The sequence below is a fragment of the Streptomyces sp. NPDC002490 genome (genome assembly GCF_040296045.1).
GTDB lineage: Bacteria > Actinomycetota > Actinomycetes > Streptomycetales > Streptomycetaceae > Streptomyces.
Map to the genome: position 1 here is coordinate 1 of NZ_JBEOWM010000002.1, position 13,492 is coordinate 13,492.

14 protein-coding genes and 1 tRNA gene are annotated in these 13,492 nt (G+C 73.9%); 9 read left to right on the forward strand and 6 right to left on the reverse strand.

Annotated features, from left to right (window positions below; all coding sequences use genetic code 11):
• Positions 1–198 precede the first annotated feature (198 nt).
• Positions 199–1,578, forward strand: a complete 1,380-nt coding sequence (locus ABT092_RS01250; protein ID WP_351238439.1) for a peptidoglycan-binding domain-containing protein — start codon at positions 199–201, stop codon at positions 1,576–1,578.
• 35 nt (positions 1,579–1,613) lie between these two features.
• Here ABT092_RS01250 and ABT092_RS01255 read toward each other — a convergent pair whose 3' ends face one another.
• Both ABT092_RS01255 and ABT092_RS01260 read right to left on the reverse strand, forming a co-directional pair.
• A complete protein-coding gene (locus tag ABT092_RS01255; RefSeq protein WP_351238441.1) occupies positions 1,614–2,282 on the reverse strand; it encodes an HAD-IA family hydrolase in 669 nt (222 codons plus the stop codon).
• 327 nt (positions 2,283–2,609) lie between these two features.
• On the reverse strand, positions 2,610–3,191 hold the full coding sequence (locus ABT092_RS01260) for a TMEM165/GDT1 family protein (RefSeq protein ID WP_351238443.1): 582 nt from the start codon (positions 3,189–3,191) through the stop codon (positions 2,610–2,612).
• 555 nt (positions 3,192–3,746) lie between these two features.
• Between ABT092_RS01260 and ABT092_RS01265 the strand changes: the two genes are divergently transcribed.
• The 4 genes from ABT092_RS01265 to ABT092_RS01280 all read left to right on the forward strand — a co-directional run bounded on the left by ABT092_RS01265 (position 3,747) and on the right by ABT092_RS01280 (position 7,788).
• The gene (locus tag ABT092_RS01265; RefSeq protein WP_351238445.1) at positions 3,747–4,427 is read left to right on the forward strand and encodes an HNH endonuclease family protein; all 681 of its coding nucleotides are present in this window, start codon (positions 3,747–3,749) and stop codon (positions 4,425–4,427) included.
• Between the two features lie 84 nt (positions 4,428–4,511).
• Entirely contained in the window at positions 4,512–6,200 is a 1,689-nt protein-coding gene (locus ABT092_RS01270; RefSeq protein ID WP_351238447.1) for an alkaline phosphatase D family protein, read from the forward strand.
• 227 nt (positions 6,201–6,427) lie between these two features.
• Positions 6,428–6,880, forward strand: a complete 453-nt coding sequence (locus ABT092_RS01275; RefSeq protein WP_351238449.1) for a DoxX family protein — start codon at positions 6,428–6,430, stop codon at positions 6,878–6,880.
• Positions 6,881–7,164: 284 nt separating this feature from the next.
• On the forward strand, positions 7,165–7,788 hold the full coding sequence (locus ABT092_RS01280) for a DedA family protein (RefSeq protein WP_351238451.1): 624 nt from the start codon (positions 7,165–7,167) through the stop codon (positions 7,786–7,788).
• A gap of 75 nt (positions 7,789–7,863) precedes the next feature.
• On the opposite strand, the gene ABT092_RS01285 is transcribed toward ABT092_RS01280, so the two are convergent.
• The gene (locus ABT092_RS01285; protein ID WP_351238453.1) at positions 7,864–8,109 is read right to left on the reverse strand and encodes a DUF2277 family protein; all 246 of its coding nucleotides are present in this window, start codon (positions 8,107–8,109) and stop codon (positions 7,864–7,866) included.
• A 76-nt stretch (positions 8,110–8,185) separates the two neighbouring features.
• On the opposite strand from ABT092_RS01285, the gene ABT092_RS01290 reads away from it, so the two are divergent.
• Entirely contained in the window at positions 8,186–8,572 is a 387-nt protein-coding gene (locus tag ABT092_RS01290; RefSeq protein WP_351238455.1) for a DUF8825 domain-containing protein, read from the forward strand.
• A gap of 28 nt (positions 8,573–8,600) precedes the next feature.
• On the opposite strand, the gene ABT092_RS01295 is transcribed toward ABT092_RS01290, so the two are convergent.
• Positions 8,601–8,672: transfer RNA gene (locus ABT092_RS01295), tRNA-Val, on the reverse strand.
• 236 nt (positions 8,673–8,908) lie between these two features.
• Between ABT092_RS01295 and ABT092_RS01300 the strand changes: the two genes are divergently transcribed.
• The 3 genes from ABT092_RS01300 to ABT092_RS01310 all read left to right on the forward strand — a co-directional run bounded on the left by ABT092_RS01300 (position 8,909) and on the right by ABT092_RS01310 (position 11,617).
• A complete protein-coding gene (locus tag ABT092_RS01300; protein WP_351238457.1) occupies positions 8,909–9,691 on the forward strand; it encodes a DUF4097 family beta strand repeat-containing protein in 783 nt (260 codons plus the stop codon).
• Positions 9,692–9,765: 74 nt separating this feature from the next.
• Positions 9,766–11,271 carry a hypothetical protein gene (locus ABT092_RS01305; RefSeq protein ID WP_502968368.1) on the forward strand — a complete coding sequence of 502 codons (1,506 nt, stop codon included), beginning with the start codon at positions 9,766–9,768 and terminating at the stop codon, positions 11,269–11,271.
• Positions 11,272–11,401: 130 nt separating this feature from the next.
• Entirely contained in the window at positions 11,402–11,617 is a 216-nt protein-coding gene (locus ABT092_RS01310; RefSeq protein ID WP_351238459.1) for an FmdB family zinc ribbon protein, read from the forward strand.
• Positions 11,618–11,660: 43 nt separating this feature from the next.
• Here ABT092_RS01310 and ABT092_RS01315 read toward each other — a convergent pair whose 3' ends face one another.
• Together ABT092_RS01315 and ABT092_RS01320 are read right to left on the reverse strand one after the other, a co-directional pair.
• The gene (locus tag ABT092_RS01315) at positions 11,661–12,305 is read right to left on the reverse strand and encodes a response regulator transcription factor (protein ID WP_351238461.1); all 645 of its coding nucleotides are present in this window, start codon (positions 12,303–12,305) and stop codon (positions 11,661–11,663) included.
• Entirely contained in the window at positions 12,296–13,450 is a 1,155-nt protein-coding gene (locus ABT092_RS01320) for a sensor histidine kinase (protein ID WP_351238463.1), read from the reverse strand. The genes ABT092_RS01315 and ABT092_RS01320 overlap by 10 nt, the downstream gene beginning before the upstream one ends.
• Between the last annotated feature and the right edge of the window lie 42 nt (positions 13,451–13,492).

The following is a 13,492-nucleotide window of genomic DNA, read 5'->3' on the forward strand; positions in this document are numbered from 1 at the left end:
GCGCCGGCGCCGGCCCCCCCCCCCCGCCCGCGCGCGCGGCCGCCCCCCCCGCCCCCCCCGCCGCGCCCCCGCCCCCCCCCGCGGCGACAAGCCGGACGGACCGCCCCAGACTTGTCGGGGACATGGGGAGTCAGTGCCTGCAGCGCCCTCCGGTTGTCTGCATAATCGCCTTCAGACAATGGGGAGGGGACCCAGACGGTGAACCGACAGACATGTCCGCGGTGCGGAGCGCCTGCGGGCGCGGGCGCACCCGGCGGCTGCGGCTGTGCCGCGTGGACCGGGGGGCCCGTCCACGGCACCGACCCGGTCGCCGGCCACACCGCCCCGGCCCACCCGTCCGACCCGTCGTACCCGGGGGCCGCGCCGCACCCGGAGCACCCCGCCCGCCACGCGGAACCCACCGACCACACCGGCCAGTTCGCCCGGGTCCAGGTGCGCCCGTACCTGGGCCAGGCGGATTCGGGTGACCCCGCGGGGCCGCAGCCCGGCACGCCCCCCGCGCCGGCCGCGGACTCCCCCACCCGTCCGCTGCCCCGGGTGACCGGAGCCGGCCCGGGCCCTCTGACGCCCCCGGGCCCGATGCCGCCGCACCGGGAACCCGCCGGGGCGCAGCCCCCCGCGCCCGGAGCGCCGCCACCCTCCGCCGTGGTCCCGGGCCCGCAGCCCGGGGTCGCGGCACCGCACGCCTGGGCGGGGGCGCAGGGCGGGCCGGGCACGGCCCCCGGCGAGCAGTTCACCGGCCCGGACCTGACGGGCGACCGGGTTCGGGCGGCCGAGCCCCGCCCGGCGACCCGGCCGCGTTCGGTGCACCCCGCCGAGGACACCCGCCCCCCGTACCCGGTGCCCGCCGAGACGCCCCGGCAGCGGCCGGTGCAGCAGGACCCGGTGGACCGGCTGGACCGCATCGAACCCGACTCCGGGTCCCGCCGGCGGCGGCTCGCCCTCATCGCCACCTCGGGCCTGGCGGTGGCCGCGGTGAGCATCGGGGTGGTCGCCAGCGGGGTGTTCAGCTACGAGAAGCCCCAGCACGACAAGGCGCTCCCGGACATCGACACCACCGTCCCGGACACCTCTCAGCCCGGCGGCGAGGACCCCACCGAGGAGCAGCGGGCGCCGACGTCGGGCGCGTCGAAGAGCACGCCCGGGAAGGTGCCGCCCTCGGCGGGCGCGCCGCCCACCACCGCCGCACCGCGCACCCCGGGGACCACCACCAGCCCGTCGAAACCGCCGGGCGGGAAGTCCTCCTCGCCGAGCGCCTCCGAGCCCTCCGCACCGCCCACGTCCGGCTCCGCTTCCCGGCCCGCAGACCCCGCCCGGCCCGCCCCCGGCGGGGTCCTGCGCGTCGGCGACCGGGGACCCGCGGTGCAGGACCTCCAACAGCGGCTGTGGCAGATGCGCCTCTACACCGGTTCGCGCGACGGCGTCTTCAACTCGGAGGTGGCGCAGGCCCTGACCCGCTACCAGATAGCCCGGGGGATACCGGAGCCCCGCGGGACGTACGGACCGGTGTCCCGCGGCGTGCTGGAGGCCGAGACCTCGGCCCGCGGCGAGGACCGGGGCGGCAGGGGCGACGACTGACGCGTCGGCGGCCCGCGGTCGGTCGCCCGCGGCCGTTACGGGACGAGGACCAGCCGGAGGGCGCCGTCCGCCGCGACCTCGACCCGGATCCGGGTGAGGTCGTCGATCTGGACCGTGGGGCCGTGCACCGCCGCCCGGGGGCCGATGCCGACCACGCGCATCCCGGCGGCGAGCCCCGCCGCGACACCGGCCGCCGAGTCCTCGAAGACCACGCAGTCCGCGGCCGGCACCCCGAGTTCGGCGGCGCCCTTGAGGAAGCCCTCGGGGTCCGGCTTGCTGGCGCCCACGTTCTCGGCGGTCACCCGGACCCGGGGCAGGGCGAGCCCGGCCGCGCCCATCCGGGCGGCGGCCAGTTCCCGGGTGGCGGAGGTCACCAGGGCGTGCGGGGCTCCCAGGGAGACCAGGGAGGAGAGGAAGTCCGCCGCGCCCGGCACCGGCACCACCCCGTCGAGGTCGGCGGTCTCCTCGGCGAGCATCCGGTCGTTGTCCGCGTGGTTCTCGGCCATGGACCGCTCGGGTAGCAGCAGCGCCATCGACGCGTACCCCTGACGTCCGTGGACCACCTGCATGACCGTGTCGGCGTCGAGTCCGTGCCGCGCGGCCCAGCGCCGCCAGCAGCGTTCCACCACCGCGTCGGAGTTCACGAGGGTGCCGTCCATGTCCAGCAGCAGGGCCCGGGCGGTCAGTACGACGGTGTCCGACATCGGCGTGCTCCAAGGGTGGGGGTGAGGGTGGTGCACGGGGATCGGACCCCGTACGGGGGACGCAGGACGACCGGGCCGGCTGCGGACGACCGGCGGGCTGCCGCCGGTGGCCGGTGCGCGGCCGGTGCGCGGCCGGGGACGCCCCGGTCGGGCTCGACCGGGCGGACGTGCCGGGTCGGCGGACGGGCGGGGCCGTGCGCTGCGCGGGGCCGTGCGCTGCCAAGGTGGCCCCGCCCGCTGGTCAGGGAGGGCGAGCGGGAACCACTTTGTTTCAACACGGTACAAAACAATCGGCCATCACGCCACCACCCCGACCCCTCGGGCACCTCAGCCGGCCACCGCCTCGTACAGGCTCCAGACGCCGAGCCCCAACATCAACAGGGCGGCCACCTTGGTGATCAGCCGCAGCGGCACCCGCTTCATCAGCGCCTTGCCGCCGACGATGCCGAGCCCGGCCACCGCCCAGAGCGCGAGCACGGCCCCGAGCCCCACGGACAGCGGGTCGTCGTAGCGGGCGGCGAGGTTGGCGGTCATGATCTGGGTGAGGTCGCCGAACTCGGCGACCAGGATGAGCATGAACCCGGTGCCGGCGACCTTCCAGAAGCTCTGGTCCTCGGGCTGGCGCACCTCCTCGTCCCCGTCCCCCTTCTTGAAGGCGAGCACCGCCGCGCCCCCGAGGAAGAGCACACCGGTGATGGCGCTGAGCAGCCGCTCGGGCAGCAGGGTCAGGACGCTGCCGGCGGCGACGGCGAGGGCCACGTGGACGGCGAAGGCCGCGGCGACCCCGGCGAACACGTACGAGGCGCGGTAGCGCGTACCGAGCACGAGGCCGGCGAGCGCGGTCTTGTCCGGCAACTCGGCCAGGAAGACGACGCCGAAGACGAGCGCCGTCACGCTGATGCTGATCAAGGTTCCTCAATCGGTCGGGCCACCCCACCGAGAGTCACTGCGATCGACACCTCGGCACGGCAGCGCTGACGCGTGCACGGATGCGCACGCGGAACACTACTGGCCGAAGGTCTCGCTGGCCGGACCTCGCGGTCCTGCCTCCGGGCGCCGGCTCAGACGAGCTGAGCAGTGTGTCGACGGTCCGGCGAAGAGCTACTCCCCTTCTGCTGCCCCCATGGTACGCGAGCCGCTCGACGGCCACGCCGAGCGGCGCCGGCGGGGGCGGTGTCCACCGGCGCGCGGTGCGGCCCGTTCCTCCACGACGGCGCACGAGGGCATGCGGTGGCGCACGGCGAAGCGCCGCGGAGGAGGAGCAGGAGGTGCGTCCTCCCGGTTCCCGCCGGTTCGCAACTCTGCGCCCCATTCCGGAACATGAGCCTCCGTTATCTCCCTTGATGTGACGTGGCCATGCCGCAACCCTGTTCCCTGTGCGCCCGTGTTCCGCACGTCGGACGCCCGGCCCGGACGGACCCCTCCGTTCCGCGCCTCCCGCCCCACGACGCCCAGGGAGACCCCATGCCCCGTGGCCCGGCCCCCGCCGCCCACCCGCCCGCCCGTCGCCGTCACCGTCACCGCCGGGGGACGCTCCTCGCGCTGACGACGGGCCTGTCCCTGCTCGCCGCGCTCACCGGTCCGGCGGCCCAGGCCGCACCGCCCACTCCGGTCAGCGCGGCCACCGCCCGCACCTACCTGGCCCGGCTCACGGTGGCCCCCGAGGGTTCGTCGGCCGGCTACAGCCGGTCCAAGTTCCCGCACTGGAGCACCGTCTCCGGCACCTGCAACACCCGGGAGGTCGTCCTCGAACGGGACGGCACCGACGTCGTGCAGAACGCCGCCTGCGCGGCCGTCTCCGGAACCTGGACGTCCGCCTACGACGGCGCCGTCTGGACCGCCGCCTCCGACCTCGACATCGACCACGTCGTCCCGCTCTCCGAGGCGTGGCGGTCGGGCGCGGACGACTGGACCACCAGCGCCCGCAAGGGCTTCGCCAACGACCTGGTCCGCCCCCAGTTGATCGCGGTCACCGACAACGTCAACCAGGCCAAGGGCGACAAGGACCCGGCCGAGTGGCTGCCGCCCCGCGCCTCCTACCACTGCCTGTACGCACGGATGTGGGTGCAGGTGAAGGAGCACTACGCGCTCGACGTCGACCCGGCGGAGAAGTCCGCGCTCGCGGACCTCCTCGACTCCTGCTGACCGGCGCCCCGCGGCGGAACCGGGCGCCTCCCCGTTCGGCGTTCCGTACCGTACGGAGCCGGACGGACGAGGAGAGTGATCACGGTGACGGTACTCCGCTTGGGACCGCTGCTGAGGTACGTCGACGAAGCGGCGGCGACCGTGTGGGTCGAGACCGGCCTGCCCTGCACCGTCGAGGTGCGGTGCGCCGACGGGGCGGGCGGCCGGGCCCCGACGTTCCAGGTCTCCGGTCACCACTACGCACTGGTCACGGTGCGGGGGCTCACCGCCGGAACCGCCACCGGGTACGAGGTGTTCCTGGACGGCACCCCGGTCTGGCCGCCCACGACCGACGGGGTCGCCCGGTTCCCGCCCCCGGAGATCCGCGCCCCCGCGCCCGCCGCGCGGGGGCGCACCGCTGCCGACCGGCCGGCGGACCCACCCGTCCGGGTGGCCTTCGGCTCCTGCCGCTGGGCCGCGGCGACCCCCGACGGGACGGACCCCGTCGGACCCGACGCCCTCGCCGCCCTCGCCGCCCGCCTCGTCGCCGACCCCGAGGCTCCCCGCCCGGACGTCCTGCTCCTGCTGGGCGACCAGGTGTACGCGGACGAGGTCTCCCCGGCGACCCGACGCTGGCTGGCCACCCGCCGCGACCTGGACGAACCGCCCGGCGCACAGGTGACGGAGTACGAGGAGTACACCCGCCTCTACTACGAGTCCTGGTTGGACCCCGCGGTCCGCTGGCTGCTCTCCACCGTGCCGTCCTGCATGGTCTTCGACGACCACGACGTGATCGACGACTGGAACACCAGCGCCTCCTGGCTCGCCGACATCAGGGCCACCCCCTGGTGGCGGGAGCGCATCCTCAGCGGGCTGATGTCGTACTGGGTGTACCAGCACCTCGGCAACCTCCCCCCGGACGCCCTCGACCGCGACGAGGTGTACGCCCGGGTCCGGGCGACGCCGGACGGCACCGGAGCCCTCCGGGCCTTCGCCGTCGCGGCGGACGCGCACCCGACACGGGTGCGGTGGAGCTACCGCCGGGACTTCGGCCGGGTGCGGGTGTTGATCGCCGACACCCGCGCGGCCCGCGTCCTCGACGAGCAGCACCGCGCGATGCTCGCCCCCGAGGAGGCCCACTGGCTGCGCGAACAGGCCCTGGACGCCCCCGGCAGCTACGACCACCTGCTGATCGGCACCTCCCTGCCGTGGCTGCTCCCCCCGCTCGTCCACGACGGCGAGGTGTGGAGCGCGGCGCTGTGCCGGGGCGAGCGGGGCGCCCGGTGGGCACGGATCGGCGAGCGCCTGCGGCGCGGTGCCGACCTCGAACACTGGGCGGCCTTCCCGGAGTCGTTCGACTGGCTGACCGGGCTGGTCGCCGAGGCGGGCGCCGGCCCCGGGGCGCCGGCCTCGGTGTACGTGCTGTCGGGAGACGTCCACCACGCGTACGTCGCGGAGCCCACCCGCTGGCCGGCGGGCCCGCCCCCCGCCGCCCGGGTCCTCCAACTGACCTGCTCCCCCCTGCACAACTCCGTGCCCGCGCACTTCGTGGTCGCCTTCCGGTTCGGCTGGAGCCGGCTGGCCCGGGTCCTCGGGCGGCTCCTCGGGGCCCACGGGCGCAGCGGCCGGCGCACGACGGCATGGACCCGGCGGGGCGGACCGTGGTTCGGCAACCACCTGATGACCCTGACCCTGCACGGACGGGGTTCGCGCCTACGGCTCGACCGGGCGCGGGCCGGCGCGGACGGCGAGCCCCGCCTGGACACGACCTGGGATTCCTCGCTCACCCCCTGACGGCCGCCAAAGGCCCGCGTTCCGCGGCCCGTCGGCGACGCCTGCACCTCTCCGACCTGCGATTCCCCACCAGGAGACCTCGCCTGACGGTGCATCTCCCATGGGAGTGAGCCACCTTCGAGAGCGATACTTGGCCAAATGTTGAACTTGCAAGTACTCAGAAGGTCAACCTAACCTGTGGCCCCACTCGGTTACGTCCCCACACCACACCGAAGGAGAGTCCCCCCATGACTGGCCGTCTCAACAACGCCCAGCCCTATGCACTCGGCCTGTTCCGCATCGTCGTCGGCCTGCTCTTCGCCTGTCACGGCGCCGCGTCCCTCTTCGGCGTCCTGGGCGGCGCCCACGGCGGCGGCACCGTTCCCGCGGGCGAATGGCCCGGCTGGTACGCCGCCGTCATCCAGTTGGTCGGCGGCGGGTTGGTCATGATCGGCCTGGGCACCCGCGCCGCCGCGTTCATATGCTCCGGCTCGATGGCGTACGCCTACTTCAAGGTCCACCAGCCAGAGGCCCTCTGGCCCCTCCAGAACAGCGGCGAGTCCTCGGCCATGTTCTGCTGGGCCTTCCTGCTCCTGGTCTTCACCGGCTCCGGCGCGTTCGGCCTCGACCAGTTGTTCGCCTCGCGGTCGCGGAACGCGGGGGGTTCCTCCCGGCAGGAGTCCGCTGCCGCCCCCGTCTGAGCCCGACGCCGGTCCGCGCACCAGCCGACCGGCCCTCCCCCGGGGGCTTCCGGAGCACGGGGCGTGCTCCGGAAGCCCCCGGGGCGTTCCGGCTCGCGCCCCGAGGCGGGGCGATTCCTGTCAAACTCCCCCACCCTCCCCGCCCCGACCGTGGAGAACAGGTGAACCCCCGGTGGATCACAGGCGCGAATCCCGGCGTACGCTGTATGGCTGTCACCTAGCGCCGCCCCTGCCGCACACCACGCGACACCGCGGCATCGCGATGCCGACCCGGGGGAGATTCGGTGCTGGAGAGTATGGGCTCACTGACCGCGAGCCCATGGATCTACGTCGTCGTCGCCATCTCGGTGCTCCTCGACGTCTTCCTCCCCCTGCTGCCCAGCGGCGTCCTCGTGATCACCGCGGCCACCGCCGCCGCGGCCGGCACCGGGGCGGCGACCGGCCAGGTCCCGCACGACGTACCGGACATCCTGGCGCTGCTGCTGTGCGCCGCGACCGCATCGGTCCTCGGTGACTTCTGCGCCTACCGACTGGCCCGGAGGGGTGGCGCCCGGTTCGACCGGGCCATCGCCCGCTCCCGACGGCTCACCTCCGCCCAGGCCCGGCTGGGCTCCGCGCTGGCGCGCGGCGGGGGTGCCCTGGTGGTCATCGCCCGCTTCGCCCCGGCCGGCCGGTCCCTCGTCTCGCTCGGCGCGGGCGCCGCGCAGCGCCGCAGCCGCGACTTCCTGCCCTGGTCGGCCCTGGCCGGGGTGGTCTGGGCCGCCTACAGCGTCGGCCTCGGCTACGTCGGCGCCCAGTGGCTGGGCGCCACCTGGCTGGCGGCCGGGGTGTCCCTGCTGGCCCTCTTCGCCGCGGGCGCCGGCGCCGGTTACCTGATGCGCCGCCCGGCCCCCACCAGCGCCTCCTGAGGCTCCGGCACCGCGCCCCACAGGGTGGCGCACCGGGTCCGCCCCGAACGGGACGGGACCGCGGAAGCCGGATCCCTAGGAAGCCTCCGCCGGGGCGGGCTGCTTCCGACCCGCGCCCCGCACCTCCAGTCCGGCCAGGAGTTCGGCGGTGGCCGCGGCGACGGCCTCCACCGCGGCGTCGAACACCTCGCGGTTGTGGGCCGCCGGGGCCCGGAAGCCGGAGACCTTCCGCACGTACTGAAGGGCGGCGGCCCGGACCTCCTCCTCGGTGGCCTCCTCGGGCAGGACGGGCGGACGGAGCGTCTTGATGCTGCGGCACATGCCACCAGTGTCCCGCGACCGGGCGCCTCCCGGAAAGGACTCGCTCGAAAAATTCGAACAGGCGTACTATCGACGGGTGGCTGCGACCTATGACTTCCCGAGCGACCTCCTGGCCGGCCAGGAGGAGCTGCACCGGGTGCGCGCGGAACTCATCGCCCTGCTGAAGCGCCTGCCCTGGTCGGTGGAGCCCCTCGACGGGTTCACCGACGACGCCGGCTGGCGTCGGGTCGAACGCACCGCCTCCCCCGGCTGGAGCCCCGAGGAGCAGGACCAGGTGGAGGCGCTGCGCGCACGCGAGCACGAACTCGCCGTCTTCGTCACGTGTCACCACCACTGGACCGACGTCGCCGTCGGCAACCGGTCCGACGCCCGCTCGGCCCTGAAGCACACCGGGGGCACGTCGCCCTCCCCGACCGGCGGGACGGGCACGCAAGAAAGCCCCGGACCCCCTGACAACAGGTGATCCGAGGCTTCGGCGAAGACGGCTCCGGTGGGCGCGGACGGTTTCGAACCGCCGACATCTGCCTTGTAAGGGCAGCGCTCTACCACTGAGCTACGCGCCCGGAATGAATCGACAGCCTACCCTGCTTCCCCTCCGCCCCACACACCCGTGCGCCCCCGCGGACTGGGGTTATCCCCACCCCGGTTCGGGGTGCGACCCCGATGCCGCCGAGGGCCGTCGCGCCCTACGGTCGTACCACGCTCCGCACGACGCCCCGACCACCCTTGACCAGCCGCAGTGCCCCCGTGGGCACCGGACGGGCCGGGCCGCAGCGGACCACCACCGGGGGGACCTTCCATGACCGCACGCCCGAGCCGACCGCGCCGCACCCTGCTCCTCGTCACCGCGGGGGCGGCCCTGCTGGCCCTCGTCGGCTGCTCGTCCGACGCCGAGGAGGACTCCACCCCCGACCGGCGGTCCTTCGCCCTGCCCGGCACGACCCTGACCGTCGACTCGGACGGCTCCGCCCTCGAACTCGTCCCCGCGGACCACGAGGAGGTCCGCGTCACCCGCTGGTTCCAAGGACGCAAACTGATCGGCTCCTCGCCCACCTTCAGCTGGCGCATGCAGAACGACCAACTCACCCTGCGCCACGACTGCTCCGGCTTCATCGCCGTCTGCGACCTCAAACACCGCATCGAAGTGCCCCGCGACACCTCCGTCACCGTGCGCAACGGCGACGGTTCGGTGCGGGCATCCGGCTTCCGCTCTCCCCTCGACATCACGACGCGGAGCGGGTCCGTCCGGGTGCACGACACCAGCGGCGCCCTCACCCTGCGCAGCAGCGACGGCAGCATCAGCGCCGAGGGGGTGCGCTCACGCCGGGTCACGGCGCGCACCGACGACGGTTCGCTGCGCCTCTCCCTCGCGGCCGTTCCGGGACGGGTCGCCGCCCGGAGCAGCGACGGTTCCGTCACGATCGCCCTGCCCCGCGGCGAGCACGAGGCCACCCGCTACCGGGTGGAGGCCAGGAGCGGCGACGGCAGCGTCACCGTCAGCGTTCCCCGTGACGAACGGAGCCGGCACTCCGTCTCCGCCCGGAGCGGCAACGGCAGCGTCACGGTCCGGCACGCGAACTGAACGCCCCGTGTGCGCGTCCGTACCAGGTGGGAGAATGGCACCGGGCACGGCGGACCACAGCACGGGAGAGGAACGTGACGGCGACACCAGAACGGCCGTACACACCGACGACATCACCGACACGGATCACCCCCCACGTCTTCACCGCGGCGACCCCCCTCAGGCGCGCCCGCCCGTCCCCGGAGGCGGCTCCCGCCCGGGGCACGGCCGGGCGGCCGCGGCCAGGGGGACACCGCTCACGCGCCGAGAGCGCCCTCGGCCGGCTCGCGTTCCCCCTCTCCCTGTCCTTCTCCCTGCTCGGCTTCGCCCTGGCAACCCTCCCGGCGGCCTTCAACGGCGGCAGCACCCGACGGTGGTTCGGCGGGCGCGCCGAGGGCCAGCGCGCCCAGGCCCAGGCCGCCAAGGACGCTGCCGCCGCGGCGTTCTACGACCTCGACTCCGCCCAGCGCGATCTGCGCATCTCCATAGAGACCATCACCGCCGTCGACGACTCGCCCGCCGCCCGGCGTGCCGTCTCCGACTTCGGTGCGCTCGGCCAACGCATCGACGACGTCAGCCACCAGTACATCGCCGCGGTCGACGCCCACGACCTCGACCGCGACGACCTGGAGGCGTCGAGCGCCGCCCAGGCACGAGCCGAACTCACCCGCGCGAAGGACGCCCTCGTCGCGGTCAAGTCGGACCTCGACCGCTTCTCCGCGGGCCTCGGCCCCCTCCTGGACAAGGCCGAGACCCAACTCGCCCGGCTGGCGCCGTCCGTGGAGAGGGCCCGCCAGGCCCTGCTGGCCGCGACGACCGCCCTGGACGCCACTCGCTCCTCCGGCCTCAAGGCCGATGACCTCGCGGCGCGGCTCGCAGCCCTCGCCCCGGAGTTGACCAAGCTCAACCAGGGAGCCGGACGGCACGGGGTTCCGGAGACCCTGCACCGCGCCGAGCACGTCGCCCGGGATGCCGAAGCGGTGCGTTCCGAAGCCGAACGGCTTCCGGAACGGGCCGCCGAGATCGATCGCCGCCTCGTCTCCCTCCGTACCCGCGCCCAAGCACTCACCACCCGGTCCGAACAGGTCGACCCCGTTCTCAGCGAACTGCGTCGCCGCTTCGCCGCTGCCTGTTGGCAGGACCTCCAACAGGTCCCCGACCGGGCAACCACCGATCTCCGACAGGCCGAACTCAAGCTCGCCGAGGCCCAGACCGCCCGCGACGCGCAGCGCTGGCCCGATGCCGCCTCCCTCCTGTCCACCGCCCGTGCCCTGCTCAATGCCACCGACGAAGCGATCTCCGCCGCAGGCAACCGCCTTCGGATGCTGAACGCGGTGGCGGAGAACCCCGAGGGCGAGATCGAACGCACCCGCTTCGCCATTCGCGACGCCCAACGCCTGGCCATGGCCGGACGCCACACGCCCGACCCCCGTCACGCCCGTCCACTGGACACGGCGGTGGAGCGGCTGGAACGGGCCATCGGCACCCTCCAGGGGCGTCACCCTGACTACTGGCACTTCCTGACCGAGACCGAGGCCGTTCGTCAGCAGGTGGCCGCCGTGGTGTCCCTCATCCGCGGCGAACGCGGCACTGGCTCCTGACCTCCCCGCTCCTCCTGGGGCCCTTGTTCCCTGTCCATCCGTTCCGCCGTTCCTCTCACCGGCCCCGCCCGCGGACGCCTGCCGGGGCCGCAGCACCCGCGGGCTTGCGCCGGGCCGCTAATCTGATGCCATGCCTCGCTACGAGTACCGCTGCCGGACCTGCGGCGACATCTTCGAACTGAGTCGCCCCATGGCCGAGTCCGCCGCCCCCGCGCCCTGTCCGACGGGCCACGACGACACGGTGAAGCTGCTGTCCACGGTCTCCGTCGCCGGGACCGCGGGGGCCGCACCGGCTCGCGGCCCCGCCTCCGGCGGTGGCTGCTGCGGGGGCGGTTGCTGCGGCTGAAGGCTCCCCCGCCGAACGCATCGCCGGAGTGCCCACCCGTGCATCACGTGCCCAGGTACCGGAGCACGGCCAGCACCCGCCGCGAGTACCCGGCGCCTCCCGGGAGTTCCAGTTTGTCGAAGATCGCGTTGATGTGCTTCTCGACCCCGCTCCGCGAGATGTGCAGTCGACCGGCGATGGATCCGTTGCCGTGCCCCTGTGCCATCTCGGCCAGGACCTCGCGCTCCCGGACGGTCAGTCTGGCGAGTTGATCGCCGTGGGAACTGCCGCCCAACAACTGTCGCACCACCTCCGGGTCGAAGGCCGCCCGGCCGGCGGCCACCCGCTCCAAGGCGTCCAGGAACTCGTCCACCTGCACCACGCGGTCCTTGAGGAGGTAGCCCACGCCTTCCGGTTGCCCGGACAGCAACTGCCGGGCGTAGCGCCCCTCGACGTACTGGGACAGCACGAGCACCCCCACGGTCGGCCAACGCTCCCGAATCCCCAGCGCTGCCCGTAGACCCTCGTCCGTGTGGGTCGGCGGCATCCTCACGTCGGCCACCACCACGTCCGGGCGCTGGTCCGCCAGGGCCTCCATCAGGGCTTCCGCGGTGCCCACCGCCGCCAGTACCTCGTGGCCCTCGTCCCTGAGCAGTCGGACCAGCCCTTCCCTCAACAGGATCGAGTCCTCCGCGATCATCAGGCGCACGGCAACTCCGCGATGATCTCCGTGGGTCCACCGGACGGACTGCGCACGGTGAAGCTTCCGTCCAGCGCGGCGACCCGGCGGGCCAGCCCCACCAGACCGCTGCCTTCCGGAGTCGCACCCCCCTTGCCGTTGTCCTCGATCCGCACGTACAGGACCCCCTCCATCTCCTCGACCGTGACCGCTATCTTGGTCGCCTCCGCATGCTTGATCGTATTGGTGACCGTCTCGGCCACCACGAAGTACGCGACGGCGGCGACCGCCCTGGGCAACGGGCGCATCACGTAGTGGCTCACCAGCACGGGGATCGGCGCCCGGTCCACGACGGTGCTGAGCGCCGCTTCGAGCCCGGCCTCGTCCAGTGCAGCCGGATACACGCGCCAGGCCACCTCCCGGAGGTCCACGAGAGCTCGTTGGCTCTCCTCGTGCGCCTGTCGGAGCAGGACGCTCGTGCGGTGGGGGTCGTCGCTGCGCCGTGCCCGGCCCAACAGCATGCCCAGGGCGACCAGTCGTTGCTGGACGCCGTCGTGCAGGTCCCGTTCGATGCGGCGGCGTTCGTCGTGGACGGCGTCGACCATTCCGGTGCGGCTGGTGAAGAGCTCCTCGATCCGCCGCAGCAGTTCCTCCTCCTGCTGGGGAGGAGCGAGCAGGCGCGTGGCGAGTCCGGCCTCCCAGGTGGCGGCCCCCAGCACGCCCTGGACGGCGAGGAACGACAGGAGGAGTCCCCCCAGGGCGGTGAGCGCCAGGTCCTCGGGGTGTCGGACCTCCCTGACCAGCCAGCCGAACATGACGAAGACCTCGGTCCCGATGCCGACCAGCAGGCATCCGAGCGCGCCGCCGCCGAGCAGCCCGAGGGGCCAGCGGAGGGCAAGATAGCGCAGCGCGCGATCATCGTTCTCGGGACCCCCGTACAGTGGAGGCAGACGTATGCGGTGGAAGGTCGCGAGCCTTGCGCGTTCCCTCGCCACCAGCCATCGCCCCACTTTCCGCACGGGCCGTAACACGGCGTGTCGGCCTCGGGGCCAGACCCGTACAGAAGCGAGGAGCAATCCGGCGAGCAACACGAAGATCAACTCGGCGATCGCCGTGCATGCGCCGAGGACGAGTCCGGTGACGAGCCTCAGCCCGCCGCGTACCGCTGTGTTCACGTCGCTCACAGTAATCAACCGTGGGGCAGCGGCGCATTGCGG

Excerpts from the sequence above, each read along its gene's own strand:
- ABT092_RS01300 (WP_351238457.1), top strand. The coding sequence starts at position 8,909 with ATGACCGCACGCCCGAGCCGACCGCGCCGCACCCTGCTCCTCGTCACC.
- ABT092_RS01310 (WP_351238459.1), top strand. The coding sequence starts at position 11,402 with ATGCCTCGCTACGAGTACCGCTGCCGGACCTGCGGCGACATCTTCGAA.
- ABT092_RS01255 (WP_351238441.1), bottom strand. The coding sequence starts at position 2,282 with ATGTCGGACACCGTCGTACTGACCGCCCGGGCCCTGCTGCTGGACATG.
- ABT092_RS01265 (WP_351238445.1), top strand. The coding sequence starts at position 3,747 with ATGCCCCGTGGCCCGGCCCCCGCCGCCCACCCGCCCGCCCGTCGCCGT.
- ABT092_RS01285 (WP_351238453.1), bottom strand. The coding sequence starts at position 8,109 with ATGTGCCGCAGCATCAAGACGCTCCGTCCGCCCGTCCTGCCCGAGGAG.
- ABT092_RS01275 (WP_351238449.1), top strand. The coding sequence starts at position 6,428 with ATGACTGGCCGTCTCAACAACGCCCAGCCCTATGCACTCGGCCTGTTC.